The sequence below is a fragment of the Pigmentiphaga sp. YJ18 genome, assembly GCF_038066655.1.
Lineage (GTDB): Bacteria > Pseudomonadota > Gammaproteobacteria > Burkholderiales > Burkholderiaceae_B > Pigmentiphaga.
This window is the reverse complement of the sequence record NZ_JBBUKU010000001.1, coordinates 218,661-236,046: the sequence shown is the minus strand read 5'-3', so window position 1 is coordinate 236,046 and position 17,386 is coordinate 218,661. Positions and strand designations below refer to the sequence as shown.

20 protein-coding genes and 1 tRNA gene are annotated in these 17,386 nt (G+C 68.1%); 11 read left to right on the top strand and 10 right to left on the bottom strand.

Going from position 1 to position 17,386, the window contains the following annotated elements; genetic code table 11:
• The first annotated feature begins 50 nt into the window (after window positions 1-50).
• The 10 genes from WKR98_RS01180 to WKR98_RS01135 all read left to right on the top strand — a co-directional run bounded on the left by WKR98_RS01180 (window position 51) and on the right by WKR98_RS01135 (window position 7,759).
• Window positions 51-662 carry a glutathione S-transferase N-terminal domain-containing protein gene (locus tag WKR98_RS01180; RefSeq protein ID WP_124691489.1) on the top strand — a complete coding sequence of 204 codons (612 nt, stop codon included), beginning with the start codon at window positions 51-53 and terminating at the stop codon, window positions 660-662.
• A gap of 94 nt (window positions 663-756) precedes the next feature.
• Window positions 757-1,290: a ClpXP protease specificity-enhancing factor gene (locus WKR98_RS01175; protein WP_124691488.1), complete on the top strand. Its 534-nt coding sequence runs from the start codon at window positions 757-759 to the stop codon at window positions 1,288-1,290.
• Between the two features lie 139 nt (window positions 1,291-1,429).
• The gene (locus WKR98_RS01170; protein ID WP_161567965.1) at window positions 1,430-2,347 is read left to right on the top strand and encodes a TauD/TfdA dioxygenase family protein; all 918 of its coding nucleotides are present in this window, start codon (window positions 1,430-1,432) and stop codon (window positions 2,345-2,347) included.
• A gap of 5 nt (window positions 2,348-2,352) precedes the next feature.
• Entirely contained in the window at window positions 2,353-3,387 is a 1,035-nt protein-coding gene (locus tag WKR98_RS01165; RefSeq protein ID WP_341431800.1) for an ABC transporter substrate-binding protein, read from the top strand.
• On the top strand, window positions 3,380-4,204 hold the full coding sequence (locus tag WKR98_RS01160) for an ABC transporter permease (RefSeq protein WP_161567964.1): 825 nt from the start codon (window positions 3,380-3,382) through the stop codon (window positions 4,202-4,204). The genes WKR98_RS01165 and WKR98_RS01160 overlap by 8 nt, the downstream gene beginning before the upstream one ends.
• On the top strand, window positions 4,197-4,979 hold the full coding sequence (locus WKR98_RS01155; RefSeq protein ID WP_341431798.1) for an ABC transporter ATP-binding protein: 783 nt from the start codon (window positions 4,197-4,199) through the stop codon (window positions 4,977-4,979). Before WKR98_RS01160 ends, WKR98_RS01155 begins: the two co-directional genes overlap by 8 nt.
• Window positions 4,979-6,397, top strand: coding sequence for an MFS transporter (locus WKR98_RS01150; protein ID WP_341431797.1), 1,419 nt, complete (start codon window positions 4,979-4,981; stop codon window positions 6,395-6,397). The genes WKR98_RS01155 and WKR98_RS01150 overlap by 1 nt, the downstream gene beginning before the upstream one ends.
• A gap of 19 nt (window positions 6,398-6,416) precedes the next feature.
• Window positions 6,417-7,232: a sulfurtransferase gene (locus tag WKR98_RS01145; RefSeq protein WP_341431796.1), complete on the top strand. Its 816-nt coding sequence runs from the start codon at window positions 6,417-6,419 to the stop codon at window positions 7,230-7,232.
• A 33-nt stretch (window positions 7,233-7,265) separates the two neighbouring features.
• Window positions 7,266-7,341: transfer RNA gene (locus WKR98_RS01140), tRNA-Thr, on the top strand.
• Between the two features lie 211 nt (window positions 7,342-7,552).
• Entirely contained in the window at window positions 7,553-7,759 is a 207-nt protein-coding gene (locus tag WKR98_RS01135) for a cold-shock protein (protein ID WP_124691466.1), read from the top strand.
• A 68-nt stretch (window positions 7,760-7,827) separates the two neighbouring features.
• On the opposite strand, the gene infA is transcribed toward WKR98_RS01135, so the two are convergent.
• The gene (gene infA / locus WKR98_RS01130) at window positions 7,828-8,091 is read right to left on the bottom strand and encodes a translation initiation factor IF-1 (RefSeq protein WP_124691465.1); all 264 of its coding nucleotides are present in this window, start codon (window positions 8,089-8,091) and stop codon (window positions 7,828-7,830) included.
• Between the two features lie 204 nt (window positions 8,092-8,295).
• Here infA and WKR98_RS01125 point away from each other — a divergent pair, with 204 nt between their 5' ends.
• Window positions 8,296-9,534 carry an MFS transporter gene (locus WKR98_RS01125; RefSeq protein ID WP_124691464.1) on the top strand — a complete coding sequence of 413 codons (1,239 nt, stop codon included), beginning with the start codon at window positions 8,296-8,298 and terminating at the stop codon, window positions 9,532-9,534.
• A 24-nt stretch (window positions 9,535-9,558) separates the two neighbouring features.
• Here WKR98_RS01125 and WKR98_RS01120 read toward each other — a convergent pair whose 3' ends face one another.
• The 9 genes from WKR98_RS01120 to WKR98_RS01080 form a co-directional block, all read right to left on the bottom strand.
• The gene (locus tag WKR98_RS01120) at window positions 9,559-9,981 is read right to left on the bottom strand and encodes a hypothetical protein (RefSeq protein ID WP_341431795.1); all 423 of its coding nucleotides are present in this window, start codon (window positions 9,979-9,981) and stop codon (window positions 9,559-9,561) included.
• A gap of 8 nt (window positions 9,982-9,989) precedes the next feature.
• Entirely contained in the window at window positions 9,990-11,150 is a 1,161-nt protein-coding gene (locus WKR98_RS01115) for a DUF1501 domain-containing protein (protein WP_341431794.1), read from the bottom strand.
• Between the two features lie 4 nt (window positions 11,151-11,154).
• Window positions 11,155-12,561, bottom strand: coding sequence for a DUF1800 domain-containing protein (locus WKR98_RS01110; RefSeq protein ID WP_341431793.1), 1,407 nt, complete (start codon window positions 12,559-12,561; stop codon window positions 11,155-11,157).
• Window positions 12,562-12,675: 114 nt separating this feature from the next.
• Entirely contained in the window at window positions 12,676-12,960 is a 285-nt protein-coding gene (locus tag WKR98_RS01105) for a BrnA antitoxin family protein (RefSeq protein ID WP_341431792.1), read from the bottom strand.
• 201 nt (window positions 12,961-13,161) lie between these two features.
• Complete coding sequence (locus WKR98_RS01100) at window positions 13,162-13,500, bottom strand: hypothetical protein (protein ID WP_341431791.1); 339 nt, start codon at window positions 13,498-13,500, stop codon at window positions 13,162-13,164.
• 75 nt (window positions 13,501-13,575) lie between these two features.
• On the bottom strand, window positions 13,576-14,784 hold the full coding sequence (locus WKR98_RS01095) for a CaiB/BaiF CoA transferase family protein (protein WP_341431790.1): 1,209 nt from the start codon (window positions 14,782-14,784) through the stop codon (window positions 13,576-13,578).
• On the bottom strand, window positions 14,781-15,566 hold the full coding sequence (locus WKR98_RS01090) for a crotonase/enoyl-CoA hydratase family protein (RefSeq protein ID WP_341431789.1): 786 nt from the start codon (window positions 15,564-15,566) through the stop codon (window positions 14,781-14,783). Before WKR98_RS01090 ends, WKR98_RS01095 begins: the two co-directional genes overlap by 4 nt.
• A gap of 5 nt (window positions 15,567-15,571) precedes the next feature.
• Window positions 15,572-16,363: an enoyl-CoA hydratase-related protein gene (locus WKR98_RS01085; protein WP_341431788.1), complete on the bottom strand. Its 792-nt coding sequence runs from the start codon at window positions 16,361-16,363 to the stop codon at window positions 15,572-15,574.
• Between the two features lies 1 nt (window position 16,364).
• A complete protein-coding gene (locus tag WKR98_RS01080) occupies window positions 16,365-17,348 on the bottom strand; it encodes a Bug family tripartite tricarboxylate transporter substrate binding protein (RefSeq protein ID WP_124691455.1) in 984 nt (327 codons plus the stop codon).
• Between the last annotated feature and the right edge of the window lie 38 nt (window positions 17,349-17,386).

Genomic DNA, 17,386 nt, shown 5'->3' with positions numbered 1-17,386 from the left:
TGGATGGCTGGCCCTTTAACGTTTTTACATACCCTCTCGGAGGCCCCGCCATGATGGTGCTTTACTCCGGAACCACGTGTCCGTTCTCCCAACGCTGCCGTTTCGTGTTGTTCGAAAAGGGCATGGATTTCGAAATCCGCGACGTCGACCTCTACAACAAACCCGAGGACATCGCCGTCATGAACCCGTACGGCCAGGTGCCCATCCTGGTCGAGCGCGATCTGGTGCTGTACGAGTCGAACATCATCAACGAGTACATCGACGAGCGCTTCCCGCATCCGCAGCTGATGCCCGCCGATCCGGTGATGCGCGCCCGTGCGCGGCTGTTCCTGTTCAATTTCGAGAAGGAACTGTTCTTGCACGTCGGCACGCTGGAGGCCCGGGAAAGCCGCGCCGACGAGAAGGCGCTCGAGCAGGCGCGCCAGCAGATCCGCGACCGCCTTTCGCAGCTCGCGCCTATCTTCCTGAAAAACAAGTTTATGCTTGGCGAAGAGTTCTCGATGCTGGACGTGGCGATCGCACCGCTGCTCTGGCGCCTGGACCACTATGGCATCGAGCTGCCGAAGAACGCCGCCCCGTTGCAGAAGTATGCCGAGCGCATCTTCTCGCGGCCGGCGTACATCGAGGCGCTGACGCCGTCCGAAAAGGTCATGCGCCGCTGATGCGCAGCGCACGGATCATCCGCCGGCCCCGTGGGGCGGCCCTTATTGTCCGGGCCGTCCGCCAGCCGCGGCATGCCGCGCGAGGGATGCAACCATGAGTGAAATCTCCACCAAGCCTTACCTGATCCGCGCACTGCACGAGTGGTGCACCGACAACGGCTATACGCCCCACCTGGCGGTAACCGTCGACGAGCGGGTGGTGGTGCCGCGCGAGCATGTCAAGAACGGCGAGATCGTCCTGAACGTCGGCAGGCTGGCTACCCACAAGCTGCAACTGGGCAACGAGTTCATCGAGTTCCAGGCGCGCTTCGGCGGCGTGGCGCGGCAGATTTCCGTTCCGGTGGATGCGGTCACGGCCATCTACGCGCGCGAGACCGGACATGGCATGGCTTTCGAGGCCGGACCGTCCGCGGCGGCGGGCACGGGCGTCGCGCCAGACAGCCCGGTGGTCGACGATGCGGCCGCCGCCGAGCCGCAAGAGAACGTGTCGGCGCCTCGTCCGCAACTGTCCGCCGTGCCGGCGGGCGAAACGCCGTCGGCCTCGTCCGACGAGGGTCCGGAGGATACGGATCCCGCGCCTTCGGGCGGCCCCGATCGCGGCCGGCCGAAGCTGACCGTCATCAAGTAAGTCCTTCCCCGAGCCGGCGGGGCAACTGCCCCGCCTGCGCTCTTCCGCTTTCACGCGACGCATAACGAAACTCGGAAACATTCGTTAGCGGGCGCGGCGGCCGTCGTTATTCTGGTTCTCTTTCGCGAGACGAATGACGATGAACGCATTGCTCAAACCGCTGCATCGGCCCGCGGACACCGAGCTGCACCAGCCCCGCATCCTCGACCCCGAGCTTTATCGCTACGACGAGACGCGCCTGGGCGAAATCCGCATCCAGCCCTATTCCCCCATCGTGGGCGGCCTGGTCCAGGGATTCCGCTTCCAGCCCGAGGTCCGGACACCGGACGAAATCCAGGCCTTCCTTTACCGCTCCCTGCTGGAGTACGGTTTCCTGTCGTTCGAGCCGGGATCGGTCGCGGCGGGTGACTTCGAACAGTTCGCGGCACTGTTCGGCGCGCCCCGGTTCGCCGGCAATCCGCAGGCGCCGCGCGTGGGCGGCGAGGCCAACGCCATCGACTCGGCGCGCAAGAAGACGCGCACCAACTACATCTGGCACATCGACCAGGCCTATCGTGAGCGTCCGCAGAAATTCACGGCCCTGTACGCCGTGCAAGCGCCTCGGCACGGGGGCGGGACGCTGTTCTCGAATGCCACGGCGGCCTACCGGCTGCTCGACCCGCGCTTCGCGGCCTATCTGGACACGCTGACCATTCTGCACAACGCCGACCAGATGGGGCTGGTGTCCATGTCCTACGGCGATCCGGAGCGGCTGGCCCAGGCGCGGCTCGACACGCCGCCGCTGGAGGTACCGCTGGTGCGGGTGCATCCGGAAACCGGCGCCCGCCAGCTTTTCGCCTGCGAACTCTATGCGCAGCGGGTGCTGGGCGTGCCCCGGCTGGTCAGCGACCATCTGCTGGGCATCGTGTTCGAGTTCATCAAGTCGCCCGAAGTCTGCACCGAGTATCGCTGGGAGACCGGCGCGGCGCTGATCTGGGACAACCGCATCGTCCAGCATCGGGGCATCTTCAACTACGCGGGACAAGGCCGCGTGCTGCATCGCGCGGTGCTGGATTGATAGCCATGAAAAACCTGAAAGAGCTGTTCCGCAGGGCCGGCACCACGCTGGCCGTGGGGCTGGCGTTGAACGCTACGGTATCCGTCGCCCAGGCGGCCGAGCCGCTGCCCAAGCTGGCGGTCACGGTGTTTTCGCCGCCTTCGCAAAGCATATGGATACCGGTGCTGATCCAGCGGCTGGGGCTGGACCGCAAGCACGGGTTCGAACTGACCGTTACGCCCAAGCCTTCCAACGTAGCCTATACCGATTTCGCCACGGGCCGGGACCCGGTCTGCTTTTGCGCCGCGATCGCCGCGGTCAGCCGCTTCAAGCAGCAGGGCGCCGATTTCACGTTGTTGTGGAATATCTTCAACTTCGAGTCCGACATCGTCATCCGCGATCCCGCGATCACGGACGTCAAGCAGCTCCAGGGCAAGGTGGTGCAAACCGACACCATCACGGGAAGCTGGGCGTTGTCGAAGTGGTTCCTGCAGGCCCGGGGCGTGGATCTGGGCAAGGTCACGATCAAGTCCTCGAGCGCGCGCGGCGCCGCCGGGCTGGCCGAGTTGCAGCTCGGGCGCGTCGACGCGCTGCTGGTCAATCCCACCGAGGGCGCCGCCGCGGTCGCGCAGGGCAAGGGGGCGCTGCACGCACTGCCGGTGTTCGACAAGGCCGTCTGGCAGAAGGCATCGGGCACGGATTTCGTGCCGTCCATCACGCTGGGCGTGGCGTCGCCGTGGATCGCCCAGGCCTCCAACCAGGCGTTGATCCGCAAGTTCTACGCGGCCAACCGGGAAGCGGCGGAGTTCATCCGGCAAAAGCCGGCCGAAGCCGCCCGCCTCGTGTCCAAGGACGCGCAGGTCGAGGTGGGCGCGCTGCAAGGCGTGCTGGAGCGTTATCGCGACCTGACCCGTATCGAGCCCCTGCGCCGGCACATCAAGACGGTGGCATTGCTGACCCAGAAGCTGCTGCCCGAGGGCGGCCAGTTGCCGCGCCCGCTGACGGATGCGGAACTCGATTCGCTGGTGTCGGCCTTCGACGTGGAAGGAAGGAATGAATAGCCTCGCGGATCCTGACACGGCGGCGCGGCGGCGCGGCGCGGGACTGCCGTCCTGGCCGGCCGTGCCGTGGGAAGGTGCGCTGGCCATTGCATTGATGCTGGGGGCGTGGGAATGGGCGTCGCATCATTCGACCCCCATGTTCTTTCCCTCGCTGTCGCAAATAGCGGCCACCGCGGGCGACCTGCTGGCCTCGCCCGAAGGCTGGTCCGCCATCGCCATCACCTACGGGCGCATCTGGGCGTACCTGCTGGCGTCGTTCCTGGTGTCGTCCCTGCTTGGCGCGGCCGTGGCCGGCAACGTCCACGTCGAGCGCTTCCTGGTGCCGCTGGTCGAGCTCAAGCAGGGCATTCCGTCCCTGTGCTGGGTCATCTTCGCCATCCTCTGGTTCCGCGACGCCGAGGCGCGCATCGCCTTCGTCGTGGTCACGTCGGCGCTGCCCGCGTTCTTCTACCAGGCCCGCGACGCCCTGCGCGGCATCCCACGCGACTGGGTGGACCTGGTGCAGTCCATGCGGCCCACGCCGTGGCAGCGGGCGCGCATCCTGTGGTGGCCGGCGGTCCTGCCGTCGCTGCTGACGGTGTGGCGGATCAATATCGGCAATGCCACTCGCGTCACCATCATGGCCGAGCTGCTGGGCGGAATCACCGGCATCGGCCACCAGTTGCGCGTGTCGCAGGAGATGTTCCGCATGGACCAGACCATCGTCTGGACGGCCGTGCTGGTGGCTTTCGTCATCCTGAGCAATCAGGCGCTGAGCGGCTTCGAACGCCGTTTCCTGTCGTATCGCGGCCATGACGGAGTACGCAGCCATGCCTGACGCCATCGCATTCGCCCAGGTCGAGAAACGGTTCGGCAAGGGCCACGCGCCGGCCATCGCCGACCTGAGTTTTTCCGTGTCCACCGGCGAACACGTCTGCATCGTCGGCCGCACGGGCTGCGGCAAGTCGACCGCGGTCAACCTGATCCTGGGCCTGTCTCAGGCCTCGGGCGGCCGGGTGCGGGTGCTGGGGGTCGATCCCCTGCGCGACTTCACCCGCCTGCGTGGCCGGATAGGCTGCGTGTTCCAGACCGATCGCCTGCTGCCGTGGCGCACGGCGCTCGACAACGTGCTGGTGCCGCTGGAGATCCTGCGCACCCGTTCGCCGGACACCGAGGCGCAGGCCATCGAACTGCTGCACAAGGTCGGCCTGGCCGGCCACGAGCAGGCCTATCCCCAGCAACTGTCGGGCGGCATGCGCCAGCGGGTGGCGCTGGCGCGGGCGCTGATCACCCAGCCCGAGGTCATGATCGCCGACGAGGCCTTCGGCGCGCTGGACGAGGTAACCGCCGCCGCACTGCGCGGCGACTTCCAGCGCATCGCCAAGGCGCATGGGCAGACCGTGCTGCAGATCACGCATTCGCTGGACGAGGCGTTGTCCATGGCCGACCGGGTGCTGGTGTTCGACCGACCGGGACGGGTGGTGGGTGAATTCCCGCGCGCGCAATGGGAAACGCCAGCGCAGCGGCAGGCGGTCCGGCAGGCGCTGCGCGCGCTGATCGCGGGCGAGGCCGAGGCGGATGCCGATGCGGCCGGCGTACGCCGGGCGGCCTGATGCCCCCGGCAGTCACCGCGGCGGCTGCCCCGCCCGAGCGCCTGTCGCCGCAGACCCGGCGCACCGCATGGATCGTCTCGTCCATCTTCTTTGTCGAACAGCTCGACGCCACCAGCGTGGCATCGGCGCTGCCCGCCATGGCGGCGGACCTGGGCTCGGATACGGTCACGCTCAGCGCGACCATTACCGCCTACCTGCTTGGGCTGACCGTCCTGATTCCGCTCAGCGGCAGGCTGGCCGAACGCCACGGCGACAAGCGGGTGTTCGCCGGCGCGATCTGGCTGTTCCTGGCCAGTTCCATCGCCTGCGGCTTCGCGCCCAACGCCCTGGTCCTGATCGCGCTGCGCTTCGTGCAAGGCATGGCGGGCGCCCTGATGGCGCCCGTGGGCCGGCTGATCGTGCTGCGCACCGCCGCCAGGCACGAACTGGTCGAGGCGATGGCGCTGGTGATCCTGCTGGCCATGATCGCACCCATGGTCGGACCGTTCCTGGGCGGCCTGCTGACGACCTACGTGGGATGGCGCTGGATCTTCTGGATCAACGTGCCGCTGTGCCTGGGCGCGCTATGGCTGGTCCGGCGCTTCCTGCCCGCCACCGAAGGCCGGGGTGGGGGCGCGTTCGACCTGCGCGGCACCCTGCTGAGCGGCATCGGCTTCGCCTGCCTGATGTGGGGGCTGATGGCGCTGGCCGAGGCCCAGGTCCGGACCGGGCCGGCCGTGGCGGCGCTGGCGGCCGGCGTGCTGCTGGTGGCGGCCTATGTGCGGCACGCGCGGCGCACGGCCGAACCCGTGCTGGCCCTGGACCTGCTGGCGCTGCGCAGCTTTCGCGATGCGATGGCGGGCGGCTCGGTGTTTCGCATCGCTGTGGGCGGCGTGCCCTTCCTGCTGCCCGTGACCTTGCAGCAGCGCGATGGCTACAGCCCGCTCGAGGCGGGGCTGGTCGTGCTGATCCCGGCCGTGGGAGGCTTCGCGATGAAGTTCTTCAGCGGCAAGATCCTGCGCCGGACCGGATACCGCAAGGGGTTGTTCCTGCATGGCGCGCTGGCGGCGGGCTGCCTGGCGGCCGCGGGGTGGGTGCCGCCGCGCGAGGCCATGGCCGTGTACGCGGCGATGCTATTCGGCTTCGGCTGGGCGCGCTCGTTGCAGATGAACGCCTACGGCACGCTAGCCTATGCCGACGTGGCGCGGCCCCGGCTGGCCGCCGCCACCAGCTTCTTTTTGGCCATCCAGAACCTGACCGTGGCCATGGGCGTGGCCGTGGCCGCGCTGCTGCTCCAGGGCGGGGCCGCGGCCGGCTCGGGCGATACCGCCTATTCCTGGGTCTACCTCGTCCTGGGCGCCGTCGCCCTGGGCAGCGCGGCCATGACGCTAGCGATGCCGCCGTCGGCCGGCCGGGACCTTCTCCAAACCAAACGCTGATCCTTCACAAGGAACCCTCATGAGCGCGATTCTTCCTGCTTCCGGTACGCATTCCCCCTTCATCTCCGCCGAAAATCTGGCGGCGGCCCTGGCTTCCGGAAACGTGGCCGTGGTCTATGTCGCACCCGATGCGGGCCCGGCGCCGGCCGAACTCGTTCCAGGATCCATCGAGACCGCGCTGCCCACGCACTACGCCGAGCCCGGCGATCCCGGCCTCGGCCGCCTGCCGTTGCCGACACCGGAAGCGGTCCGCCGCTGGACAGCCGAGGTCGGCCTGAGTGCGGATGGCGACATTGTCGTCTATGACGCCGCCAACGGCTCGGCCGCCGCGCGCGCGTGGTGGGTGCTGACCTGGGCCGGACTGCCTCGTGTCCGCATCCTGGATGGCGGCCTGGCAGGCTGGGCCGCCCGTGGCGGCGACGCGGCGCCGTTGCCCGGGCAGGTGATCCCGCCTGAGCTGTCTCCCATCGAAACCGACGCCATCGCCGCCGATCTTCCGGCATATCGCCTGTTTGATGCCAGAACAGCCGCGGCCTATGCGGGCGACGGCAAGCAGCCGTCCCACCTGCCTGGCGCGGTCAGCAGCCCCGCCGGCATCTGGCAGGATGCGAACGGCCGCCTGCTGCCCTTCGCCCAGCGCCAGGCCCTGGCGCGCAAGCTCGGCCTGCTCGACGACGACGAGCGGCCGGTGGTGGCCTATTGCGGGTCGGGCGTGGCGGCGGCGTACTGGATCGCCGCCGTGCAGGACCTGGGCGTGAAGGCGTCTCTGTACGCGGGCTCGTGGAGCGCCTGGTCCAGCGATCCGGCGCGGCTGGCCGTCGCGGCCCCGGCGTGACGGACATCGATTTCCATTACAATCCCGCCTTCTGCCGGTGTAGCTCAGTTGGTAGAGCAGCTCACTTGTAATGAGAAGGTCGAGGGTTCGATTCCTTTCACCGGCACCAGTGCCTTGTCATTTCCCCTGGATGGAAAGCTTCCTGATACAGCCGATTTGACATCTCGAGCTTTCCAGTCCATAGTCCGCCAGCCACGGCCTTCAAGAGTCGTAATCCAGGTCAGTCAAAGTCCACGATAGCGGTCTTCGTCGTTCCCATTTCTTCCTTGAGTGTCGTGTGTTGACGGGAAATCCGTTTTTTTTATCACCAAGGAAATGACATGGAACAAACAGGCATCGTCAAGTGGTTCAACTCCGAGAAGGGCTTCGGCTTCATCGTGCCGGACGCGGGCGGCAAGGATCTGTTCGCGCACTTTTCGGAAATCCAGGGCAGCGGCCACCGCTCCCTCGAAGAGAACCAGCGCGTGAGCTTCATTCCCGGCCAGGGCGCGAAAGGCCCGGCCGCGACCAAGATCAAGGTGCTCTAAGCTTGCGCAAGCAGGCTGACTGAAAGCCAACAGCTCCCTCGGGAGCTGTTTTCATTTGGACGACCGCTTTACCTTTTCCGGGGCTTGGGGCCGGGGGCGGCGGCGGGACGTCCCGCGATATGGCGGAACGTGATGCGGCCCTTGGTCATGTCGTAGGGGGACATCTCTAGCGTGACGTCGTCGCCCGCCAGGACGCGGATGTTGAATTTACGCATCTTTCCGCCGGAATACGCCGTGATTTCAAAGCCGTTTTCCAGCGTGACCCGGAACCGTGAGTCAGGCAAGACCTCGTTGACCACGCCACGCATTTCGATCAAATCTTCCTTGGGCAAACTGCTCGCTCCTAAATGGGTCTGGCGAAAGCCTGTGACCCGGTGGTGGGCCATGTTGCCCTGTTTGCCGCAATTGGGCAACCGCCGCGATCCACGCAGATCGTCAGGAACCTTAGCGGTATCATGAAAGGCAAACCCCCGGATCACCCGGGCGGGACGCCGCTTTCCCCTGGCATCCCCGACAAGCGCGACGCAAGAGACTCGATGACAAGCACCGCACCGGCTTGGCTGATGCCTGTAGTGGCCATTTGCATTTTGCAGACAATTTCGTCGTTTTTGACCCGACTCATTCCCATTATCGCGCCGGCCATGTCCGCGGAGTTCGGCTGGAGCGGCAGTTCCATCGGTTACCTGACCGCCAGCAATTCGATGGGGGGACTGGCCATCCTGCTGGCGGGCTCCGCCCTGCTCAAGCAGGTCGGCGGGATGCGCACCCTGCAACTGACGCTGTCGCTGGGGGCCGTCTGCCTGGCGTTCCTGCTGTATCCCAGCCTGGGCGTCGCGCTGGCCGCGTGTTTTGCCATGGGATTGAGCAATGGCGCCGCCAACCCGGCTGGCAGCGAGGTCCTGCAAAGATTCTCCCCGCCGGGCAAGCGCAACCTGATGTTCTCGATCAAGCAGGCCGGGGTGCCGCTGGGCGGCGTGATGGCGGGGCTGCTGGTGCCCGCCGTGGTGGCGCTGGCGGGCTGGCGCATTGCTCTGCTGGCCTGCGCGGTGGTCGTATTGCTGCCCATCGCGCTGACCTGGCGGCTGAGCGCCGGCCTGGACGAGATCCCCGAGCGCACGGGCCGCTCCTTCCCCGTGCCGACGTGGCGGTCGCTGCGTACCCTGGGCGTGCCCCTGGCCTCGCTGATGCACAACCGCGGCCTGCTGAAGATTTCCGTCGTCGGCAGCCTGTTCGCCGTATCCCAGAGCTGCTGGTTCACGTTCACCGTGGTCTATCTGGTGGATGGGCTGGGTTATTCCCTGGGGCGGGCCGGCATGGTCTTCGCGGTCATGCAGGCGGGCGGGGTGATCGGCCGTATCGCGCTGGGCTGGCTGTCCGATTATCTGCGGTCGGCCACCGCGGTGCTGTCGATCGCGGCCGTGCTGTCGGCGGTGACGACGGCGCTGCTGGGTCTTACCAGTCCGGCGTGGCCGCTATGGGCGGCGCTTCTGCTGGCGTTCGTGGCGGGATGCTCGGCCGCGAGCTGGAACGGCGTGCAGATCGCCGAAGTGGCGCGCCGTTCGCCGCCGCACATGATTTCGGAAACCGCCGCGGGGTCCAGCATCCTGGTCAACCTGACCAACATGGTCGCGCCCACGCTGTTCGCGATATTCGTTTCGGCCGGTGGGGGCTATGGCGTTGCCTTCATCTGCGCCGGGGCGTGTTCGCTGCTGGTGCTGGCTTGCCTGCCGCGTGACCGGGGCGAGGCCGGCGCACAGGAAGGTCGGGCGCGCTAAGGGACGTCCCCGCCGCCGTAGCGGTCAACCCAAGGTACCCCGCCGTGTTCGCCGGGCACGTGGCTGGGGCGCAACGCCCAGGCGCGGGTCGCGCGCCTGGGCGAGTTCTGCCAGCCTGGCCGCGGTGGTTTCGAACTCCGCGTGGTCCTGGGGCAGGTACAGCCACTTGCCCAGCACCGCGTGGGGCCGCAGCGCCGGCTCGTCGTCGATCAACGCCGCGTGCCGGTCCTTGGACGTGCACACCAGCAGGCCGCTCCAGGGATCGCCCCGGTCCGCCACCACCAGGCACAGCAGGTCGTCCAGGTAGGCGGCGAGGCAGCCGAACATGCGCTTGCTGGAATAGCCGGCATCCCGTTCCAGCGGCTCGAATATCCATAGCAGCGAGTTGCGCGGCGCGGCGGCTTGCCGGCGGGGTGGCGCGAAAGGGACGGGGCGGTCCTTGGGCATGGGTGGGGCTAACTCGTCAGCAGTCCCGGCAGCCTTCCTGCCGCCGTCTGTCCAGGATACAGCGTTTGCAGCGTACGCCCCGGGTCCAGCGCGAAGCACTCGGCGGCCGTGGCGGCGATCAGCGTGGGCAGGCCGAGGGTGGGCCGCAGGTCGCGCGCTTCCAGAAGCTGGGACGGACCCAGCCCCGGCCAGTCGGCGATGACGCGGCCGCCCCGGACCGCGCCGCCGACCAGCATGGCGGCGGAGCCCGTACCGTGATCGGTGCCGCCGGTGCCGTTGACGGCGGCGGTGCGGCCGAACTCGGTGGCGACCAGGACGACGGTCCGGGTCCAGGCATCGCCCAGGTGTTCCTTCAACGCGGCCAGCAGCGCGTCGAGGTTCTTCAACTGCGCGGCCAGCCGGGCGTTCTGGCCGGCATGGGTATCCCAGCCGCCTGTCTCCACCATGGCGATGCGCGGACCGTCGGGGCGCTTCAGGAACGTGGCGGCCAGCTTGCCCAGTTCGGCGGGATTCTGCCGGGTCCGGCCGGGGCCCGCCATGTCGCGCGCTTCCAGGGCGGCGTCCCACAGCGCATGCAACTGGGCATCGGGCTCATACAGTTGCTGGACGCGCAGCAGCAGGTCGTCCGGCGGCGCGGGCAGGGCGGACGGCGCGTACGATGCAACCCGCCCCTGGCCGCGCAGCGCCAGCGGAACGGTGGGCGCCAGGGCGATCGCCTCGGCATCTTTAAGGCCGGGCAGCATGCCCAGCAACCGGTTCAGCCAGCCGTCCTTGCGCTGGTAGGGGCGGGTGCCGCCGGTCTCCAGCACGTTCTGGCCGTCGAAGTGCGAACGTTCCCGGTAAGGCGACGCGACGGCATGCAGGAACAGCGCCTGTCCGGCGCGGTAGAGTTCGCCGGTGGCCGCCAGCGCGGGATGCAGGGCGAAGCTGCCGTCCAGCCGTATCGCCTGCGCGGGATCGATGGCCAGTTCGCGCCGAAGCCCGGCATAGGCGGGGTCCGCGTAGGGAATCACGGTGTTCAGGCCGTCCGCCGCCCCGCGCTGGATGATGAAGACGAAGCGCCGGTCGGTCTCGGCCCGCGCGAACAGCACGCGCGGCGCGAATGCCGTGGCGGCCGCGGCAAGCGCGGCCTGCTGGAGCCAGCGGCGCCGGGGATGGGCGATGGTCATGGCTTCATCTCCTCAGGAACTCGGGCGACACCAACAGCAGCGCCATCGCGGTGCGTCCGGATTCGGCGCGCGACAGCGCCGTGGCGGTGGCCTCGCCCAGTTGTCCGGGCAGCAGCCGGGGCGCCAGCTGGCGCGCGTCCATGCCGGCGTCCGGCAGGCTGGCCAGGCGGCCCGCCAGTTCCACGCGCCGCATCAGGGCGTCGGGGGCGGCCCAACTGCCCGCCACGTCGTCGTAGCCGGCGGGCGAACCGGGGCGCCACAGCGGCTGGCCCAACTGCTGCATCAGGGCCGCCACCCGCACGCCTTGCAGGTCGGTGCGGCCCAGCCCGCGCAGCGAGGACAGCAGCCATTCCCAGGGCGTCTTGAACTTGGCGGGCGCGGGGCGCCAGGCCTCCGGGGACGCGATCAGCGCCTGGTAGACCGGCTTCAGTTCGCCGCCGTGATCGCGGTAGGCACGGGCCAGCCGCTCGACCACCGCGGGCGGCGGGTTGTCGGCCACGAAGTGGCGGGCGAGCTTGGTCGCCACGTGGCGCGCGGTGGCATCGGCGCGCGCGAAATCGCGGATGATGGCGGCGGCCTGCTGCTGCCCGGCCTGGCCGTAGCGGCGGCCGAGCACTGTGCGCGGGCCGGGCTCGTGGCGTTCGGCCTGGAACGCGTAGCCCGTGCCTTGGTCCAGTTCGACGCCGCGCCGGGGCGTGTCGGGCGCGCCCAGGCCGGCCACCGACCAGCCCGTCAGGGCGCGCGCGAACTCCGTCACGTCTTCCTGGCCGTAGCCGCTGCGCACGCCCAGCGTGTGCAGTTCCATGATCTCGCGCGCCAGGTTTTCGTTCAGCCCGCGCTGCTGTGCCGGATTGCGCCGCGTGGCGCGGGTCGCGGCCACGCTGCCGGGGCCGATCGACGCATTCTGGTTCAGGAACAGCAGCATCGCCGGATGGCGCTCCACCGCCAGCACCATGTCCTCGAAACGGCCGAGCACGTGCGGGCGGATGGCGTCGGCCTCGAAGCTGCCCGCCAGCATCGCGACGGCGGGATTCTCGGCCGAGATGGCGAAGTGATTGGCCCAGAAATGCACCAGCCGTTCGACGAAGGGCGTGGGCGCATCCAATGCCGACAGCGTGCGCATGTCGATGGCATCCAGGTAATGCTGGCGCTGCGCCTTGCGCAGGGCCTCGCGGGCGGGAGCCTGCTGGTCCGAGGGCGTGTCGCGTATTTCGCGCTGGCGGGCGACGGTGTCCCGGACCAGGTCGCCGGAGGCCGGCAGGGGGTCCCAGGCGGCCGGGCGAGGCTCGTAGCGGCCAAGCTGTTCCAGCAGCCACTGCCTGCCGTCGGCGGGCGCCGTGTCGTCGGGTCGCGTGCCCAGTCCGAAGCGGTTGAGGGCGATGCCGGGCATCGCGGGTTCGTGTACGGCCATGCCTGCTCCCAGGGGTCCTGCCGTTGGACCCGCCGTTTCACGATTCTTTCGCGGCGCGGGGCGTGGGGGTGTAAGCGCGTGTAAGGCCGGCTGGCTTCTCGCGGCCAAGCGGGGTCACGCTGGTTCGTGCGTCTCCAGCCATTCTTTCAGCGCGGTATCGACGCGTGTCTGCCAACCCGTGCCAGATGCCTTGAAGCGTTCCACGACCTCGCGCGAAAGCCGGATGGTGACCGGAACCTTGGTCGGGGTTTTTTGAGGACCACGCCGCCGGGTGCCGATTTTCTCCCGCAGGGATTCGGGAAGAACTTCGTGTGGGGAACCGAAGTGCTTCAGATCTTCCGCGCCAAGCTCCCGGGCTTCTCCGGAGTCATCGGTCAACGGCCGTTTGTTTCTGCTCATAGGCTCGGACCTCGCGAGAGTTGGCCTTGCGCAGGCTGATGATGCGCACGCCCGTTGGGATTTCCATCAACACTGCAACGTGCAGCCGATGGCGACGTATCGGATTTCTTCATAGTCCCGGCGAATATCGCGGGCGATCAGAGCCGTAAAGTCTGGCTAAGTGCGGGTAAAGCTCGCCGTGGACAGAAATGTCTCGACGGGTCAGTCTTGCTGCTGGTCGCACACCGCCTGCGCATCGGCATAGGGAACGACGGTTTCCGGGGCGGCCATCATGGTCGAGCCGCCCGCTGCGTGCCACTGTCGCACGGATTGGCCTTCCTGGTAGGACACGGCATAGACCCGGCCCTGGCACAGTTCGTCCAGGCGCTGGTCGAGACGGGCGCGCAGCGCCGAGGGGGAATCGCCGGGCTGGCCTACCACCCGGACGGCGCGCGCGCCCGGGCCCAGTTCTGTTTCGATCGCCTGCGGTTCGGCGGCAGCCGCGCTGGCGGCCAAGCAGCCGCCCCAGGCCAGCATGCGCCATGTCGTTCCTATCGTCATCCCGCGTCTCCTTGCCTGCGATGCGGAGCAACGATACGTGGGCTTGCCGCGGGCAGCAAGCCTGCCTGGTGTCGGTCAGGCGGAGCCGAACGCTCCGAGGCGATCGTAGTTGCGGATATCCTCGTCGGACATGCGAAGCATGTTCGTCAGCACGCTGGCGTTGTGCTCTCCCAGCGCGGGATTCGGCGATAGCGGCAACTGGTGTTGCCGGACGAAGCGCAGCGGCGAATGCGGCAGCGCGATCCGTCCCAGCACCGGATGGTCCATGTAATGCAGTGCGCCTCGCTGGTGCAGGTGCGGATCTTCGCTCAGTTCACGCAGGTCTCGGACGGGCGCCGCCGGGAAACGGTTACGCTGGGAGATCCGGAAAATTTCTTCCTTGCCGTGCTGGCGGGACCACGACGAGATGAGTTCGTCGACTTCGTCGATGGCCTCGGCGCGTGCGCGGTTGCTGGCATAGCGGGAATCGTCCGCCAGTTCCGGACGGTCCATGGTGCGGGCCAGATTCCGCCAGTGCGCGTCCTTGACGCAAATGATGGCGACGTGGCCGTCCCGGGCCGGATAGACGTTGTAGGGGACCACCGATAGTCCGCCGTGCCGGTTGCCCGTTCGAGGCGCGGGCCGCCCCTGTTTGTGCATCATGCTCAGATTGGAAGCCAGCGTGTGGTAGCACATGTCGAACATGGCGGTCTCGACCGCGCAGCCTTCGCCCGTGCGCTCGCGCTGCAACAGGGCAGTCACGACGGCGCCGTACAGGTGCGCTCCGCCCAGGAAGTCGCTGACGGCGGCGCCGGCCTTCAACGGCGGGCCATCGGCGAAACCGGTCACCGACATCATGCCTCCGATCGCCTGGATGGTGAGGTCCATGGCCAGGACGTCGCGATAGGGGCCGGTCGATCCGTAGCCGCTGCCCGAGGCGTAGATCAGCCGGCGGTTGCGCGCGCACAGGGCGTCCGCGCCCAGGCCCAGCCTGTCCATCACGCCAGGCGCGAAGTTTTCCAGCAGCACGTCCGCCCGATCCACCATGCGCAGCAGCAGGTCCCTGCCGGCCTGGGTCTTCAGGTCCAGGGTCATGCCTTCCTTGTTGGCGTTCAGCATGGCGAAGGCCAGCGAGTTGCCTCCGGGCGCGTCGGCGCGGCTGCGCACGGAATCACCGCCGGGCGGCTCGATCTTGATGACTCTCGCGCCGCCAGTGGCAAGCAGAAAGCCACAATAGGGCCCTTGGTACACCTGTCCGAGGTCGAGGACGGTGATGCCTTCGAGCGGAAGATTGGCCGTCGTCACGTTGCCGTGCTCCGGGTGGCGGCCCGTTGCACGAGCTCGTGGTGATCGGGGGTGAAATGCGCCAGCGCCTGGAATGCCGCGGACATTTCCAGTATCGATTCGAGCCGGGCATGCTGTGATTCGCGCAGCAGGCGCTTGGCCATGCGCAGCGCGTGCGGAGGGTTGGCGGCGATGCGGCGGGCCAGGTCCCAGGCTGCCTCCATCAGGCCGTCAGCCGGGAGTACCTGGGAAACCAGTCCGCAGGCCAGGGCCTGGGTGGGATCGATGGTGTCGCCGGTGAAGATCATCTCGGCCGCGCGCGAGGGGCCGACGATCCGCTGCAGCAGCCATGCTCCGCCATCGCCCGGAATGATGCCCAGCTTAACGAAGCTCTCGGCGAACCGGGCGCGATCGCTGGCCAGGCGGATGTCGCACATGCACGCCAGGTCCAGCCCGGCACCAATGGCCGGGCCGTTGATCGCCGCGATGGTGGGGACCTCGAGTCCGTACAGGGCCTGGACGATGCGGTGGATGCCCTCCTTGTACCGGTAGCGTTCGTCGGCGGCAACGGCGCCGGGCGCGCAGATGCGCTGCCACATGTTCTTGACGTTGCCGCCGGCGCAGAAGGCGCTGCCGGCGCCGGTCAGGATCACGGCGCGGATTTCGCGGTCGGCGCCGACGCGTGCGCATGCGGCTTCGACCGCGGCATAGTGTTCCGGCCCGCTCAGCGCGTTTCGGGTGGCTGGCGCGTTCAGCGTCAGGACCGCCACGCCGTCGCGCGTCGCGATATCGATGAAGTCCATCTGGATCAATCTCCGGTGAAGGCGGGAGGACGGCGGTCGCGCCGGGCCGCGCGGGCCTCGGCGTAGTCGGACGATTGCCTGGCGGCATCGAGTTCGCGGTTCGCGCGATGCAGCGACTCGATGAATGTCTGCTGGGCGGCGTCGCGCAGCTGGTTCTTGATGACGGCCATCGAGCGAGGCGAGCAGTTGCGCGCCAGGTCTTCGGCGTACTCGCGCACCAGTGCGTCGAAGGCGTCGGCATCGGCGACGTGGCTGGCCAGTCCCATGTCGAGTGCCTGGGTGCCGCTGAACAGGCGACCCGACAGCAGGAGTTCGCGCGCGATGCCGCTGCCCAGCAAGGCGGGAAGCAGGTGGGCGATGCCGTATTCCGCGACCAGCCCCAGCCGCGAATACGGGAAGCCCAGCTTGGCGTCGCAAGTCGCCAGCCTGATGTCGCAGCACGCGGCAAGGACGAGCCCCACGCCTATCGCCGCGCCATGGATGGCGGCGATCACGGGTTTGGGCGACTCGAGCAGGTAGCCGAAGCGGAACTCCGCGAGACGAGCCGGACACGGCTGCCAGGAAAGCGGTGATTGCGTGCCTCCAGCAGTGTCGCGATCGGCGCCCGAGCAGAATCCCCGGCCCGCGCCTCGTATGATGATGACCCGGCATTGGGGCGAGCCGCTCGCGGTGTCGAAGGCGGCCCGCAATTGCCGGTCCATCTCGACGGTCATCGCGTTGAGCCGGTCGGGCCGGTTCAGGGTCAGCGTGGCGACGGGTCCGGACAGATCGGCCTGCACGCAGGAGGAAGTTTCCATGTCAGTCGAAGGCAATGCCGATTTCCTTGACGACCTTTGCATAGGCAGGCACTTCCTCGTCGATCTGTTCCCGCAGCGCGATGCCGGGTAGAAAGCCGGGCGAGACGCCGATGGCGGTCAGTTCCTGGCGGGTCTTCGGGTCTTGCAGCGCGGCCTGCAGCAAGGCCTGGAGCCGGTCGATGACGGCATCTGGCGTGCCGGCCGGCGCGGACAGCCCCAGCCAGGTCGAAAACTGGTATTGGCGCGGTGCTTGATAGTCTTTCAAGGCCTGCTGGATGGTCGGGGCGTCCACCAGGTCGGGGGATGGTTCAGGATTCGTCACCGCCAGGACCTTGACCAGCTTGCCCTTGATGGCACCCTCGATGGTCGAGAGGCCGCCTATCATGAGATCGATGTGGCCGCCCGAGATATTGGTCAGGGCCTGGGCGGAGCCCTTGAACGGGATGTGGGTGATGCGGATGCCGGCATAGCGGTTCAGCACTTCCCCCGACATGTGGGCGCCGGTCCCCGTGCCCGGCGAGCCGTACGTCAGCTTGCCCGGATTCTGTTTCGCCAGATCGACGACTTCCTGCAGGGTGTTCGCCGGCAGGTCCTTGCGCGCGACGATAACGGTGGGAAGGGTGCAGAAGCGGCCCACGTGGCGAAAATCCTTCGTCGGTTCGAACGGGAGGTTCTTGAACAAGGCGCCGGAGGACGAGAGCGAGGATGAGCTGAGCAGCAGGGTATAGCCATCGGCCGGCGCCTTGGCGACGATTTCCGCGGAGATGTTGGCGCTCGCGCCGGGGCGGTTCTCGACGACGAACGACTGGCCCGCCAGGCGCGACATGGTCTGGGTGACGATGCGCGCGGGACCGTCGAGCGTGCCGCCGGCGGGGTAGCCGACGATGACCTTGATGGGGCGGTTCGGGTAGGGCTGCTGGGCGTGGGCCGGCAGGGTGGGGCCCAGGGCAAGCAACACCAGGGCCGTCAGGTACGGGCGTTTCATCGTGGTCTCCGTCCGGTTGCGAGGTTCGACCTTGTTTG

Excerpts from the sequence above, each read along its gene's own strand:
- WKR98_RS01180 (WP_124691489.1), top strand. The coding sequence starts at position 51 with ATGATGGTGCTTTACTCCGGAACCACGTGTCCGTTCTCCCAACGCTGC.
- WKR98_RS01175 (WP_124691488.1), top strand. The coding sequence starts at position 757 with ATGAGTGAAATCTCCACCAAGCCTTACCTGATCCGCGCACTGCACGAG.
- WKR98_RS01170 (WP_161567965.1), top strand. The coding sequence starts at position 1,430 with ATGAACGCATTGCTCAAACCGCTGCATCGGCCCGCGGACACCGAGCTG.
- WKR98_RS01165 (WP_341431800.1), top strand. The coding sequence starts at position 2,353 with ATGAAAAACCTGAAAGAGCTGTTCCGCAGGGCCGGCACCACGCTGGCC.
- WKR98_RS01160 (WP_161567964.1), top strand. The coding sequence starts at position 3,380 with ATGAATAGCCTCGCGGATCCTGACACGGCGGCGCGGCGGCGCGGCGCG.
- WKR98_RS01155 (WP_341431798.1), top strand. The coding sequence starts at position 4,197 with ATGCCTGACGCCATCGCATTCGCCCAGGTCGAGAAACGGTTCGGCAAG.
- WKR98_RS01150 (WP_341431797.1), top strand. The coding sequence starts at position 4,979 with ATGCCCCCGGCAGTCACCGCGGCGGCTGCCCCGCCCGAGCGCCTGTCG.
- WKR98_RS01145 (WP_341431796.1), top strand. The coding sequence starts at position 6,417 with ATGAGCGCGATTCTTCCTGCTTCCGGTACGCATTCCCCCTTCATCTCC.
- WKR98_RS01135 (WP_124691466.1), top strand. The coding sequence starts at position 7,553 with ATGGAACAAACAGGCATCGTCAAGTGGTTCAACTCCGAGAAGGGCTTC.
- WKR98_RS01125 (WP_124691464.1), top strand. The coding sequence starts at position 8,296 with ATGACAAGCACCGCACCGGCTTGGCTGATGCCTGTAGTGGCCATTTGC.
- WKR98_RS01120 (WP_341431795.1), bottom strand. The coding sequence starts at position 9,981 with ATGCCCAAGGACCGCCCCGTCCCTTTCGCGCCACCCCGCCGGCAAGCC.
- WKR98_RS01115 (WP_341431794.1), bottom strand. The coding sequence starts at position 11,150 with ATGACCATCGCCCATCCCCGGCGCCGCTGGCTCCAGCAGGCCGCGCTT.
- WKR98_RS01110 (WP_341431793.1), bottom strand. The coding sequence starts at position 12,561 with ATGGCCGTACACGAACCCGCGATGCCCGGCATCGCCCTCAACCGCTTC.
- WKR98_RS01105 (WP_341431792.1), bottom strand. The coding sequence starts at position 12,960 with ATGAGCAGAAACAAACGGCCGTTGACCGATGACTCCGGAGAAGCCCGG.
- WKR98_RS01100 (WP_341431791.1), bottom strand. The coding sequence starts at position 13,500 with ATGACGATAGGAACGACATGGCGCATGCTGGCCTGGGGCGGCTGCTTG.
- WKR98_RS01090 (WP_341431789.1), bottom strand. The coding sequence starts at position 15,566 with ATGGACTTCATCGATATCGCGACGCGCGACGGCGTGGCGGTCCTGACG.
- WKR98_RS01085 (WP_341431788.1), bottom strand. The coding sequence starts at position 16,363 with ATGGAAACTTCCTCCTGCGTGCAGGCCGATCTGTCCGGACCCGTCGCC.
- WKR98_RS01080 (WP_124691455.1), bottom strand. The coding sequence starts at position 17,348 with ATGAAACGCCCGTACCTGACGGCCCTGGTGTTGCTTGCCCTGGGCCCC.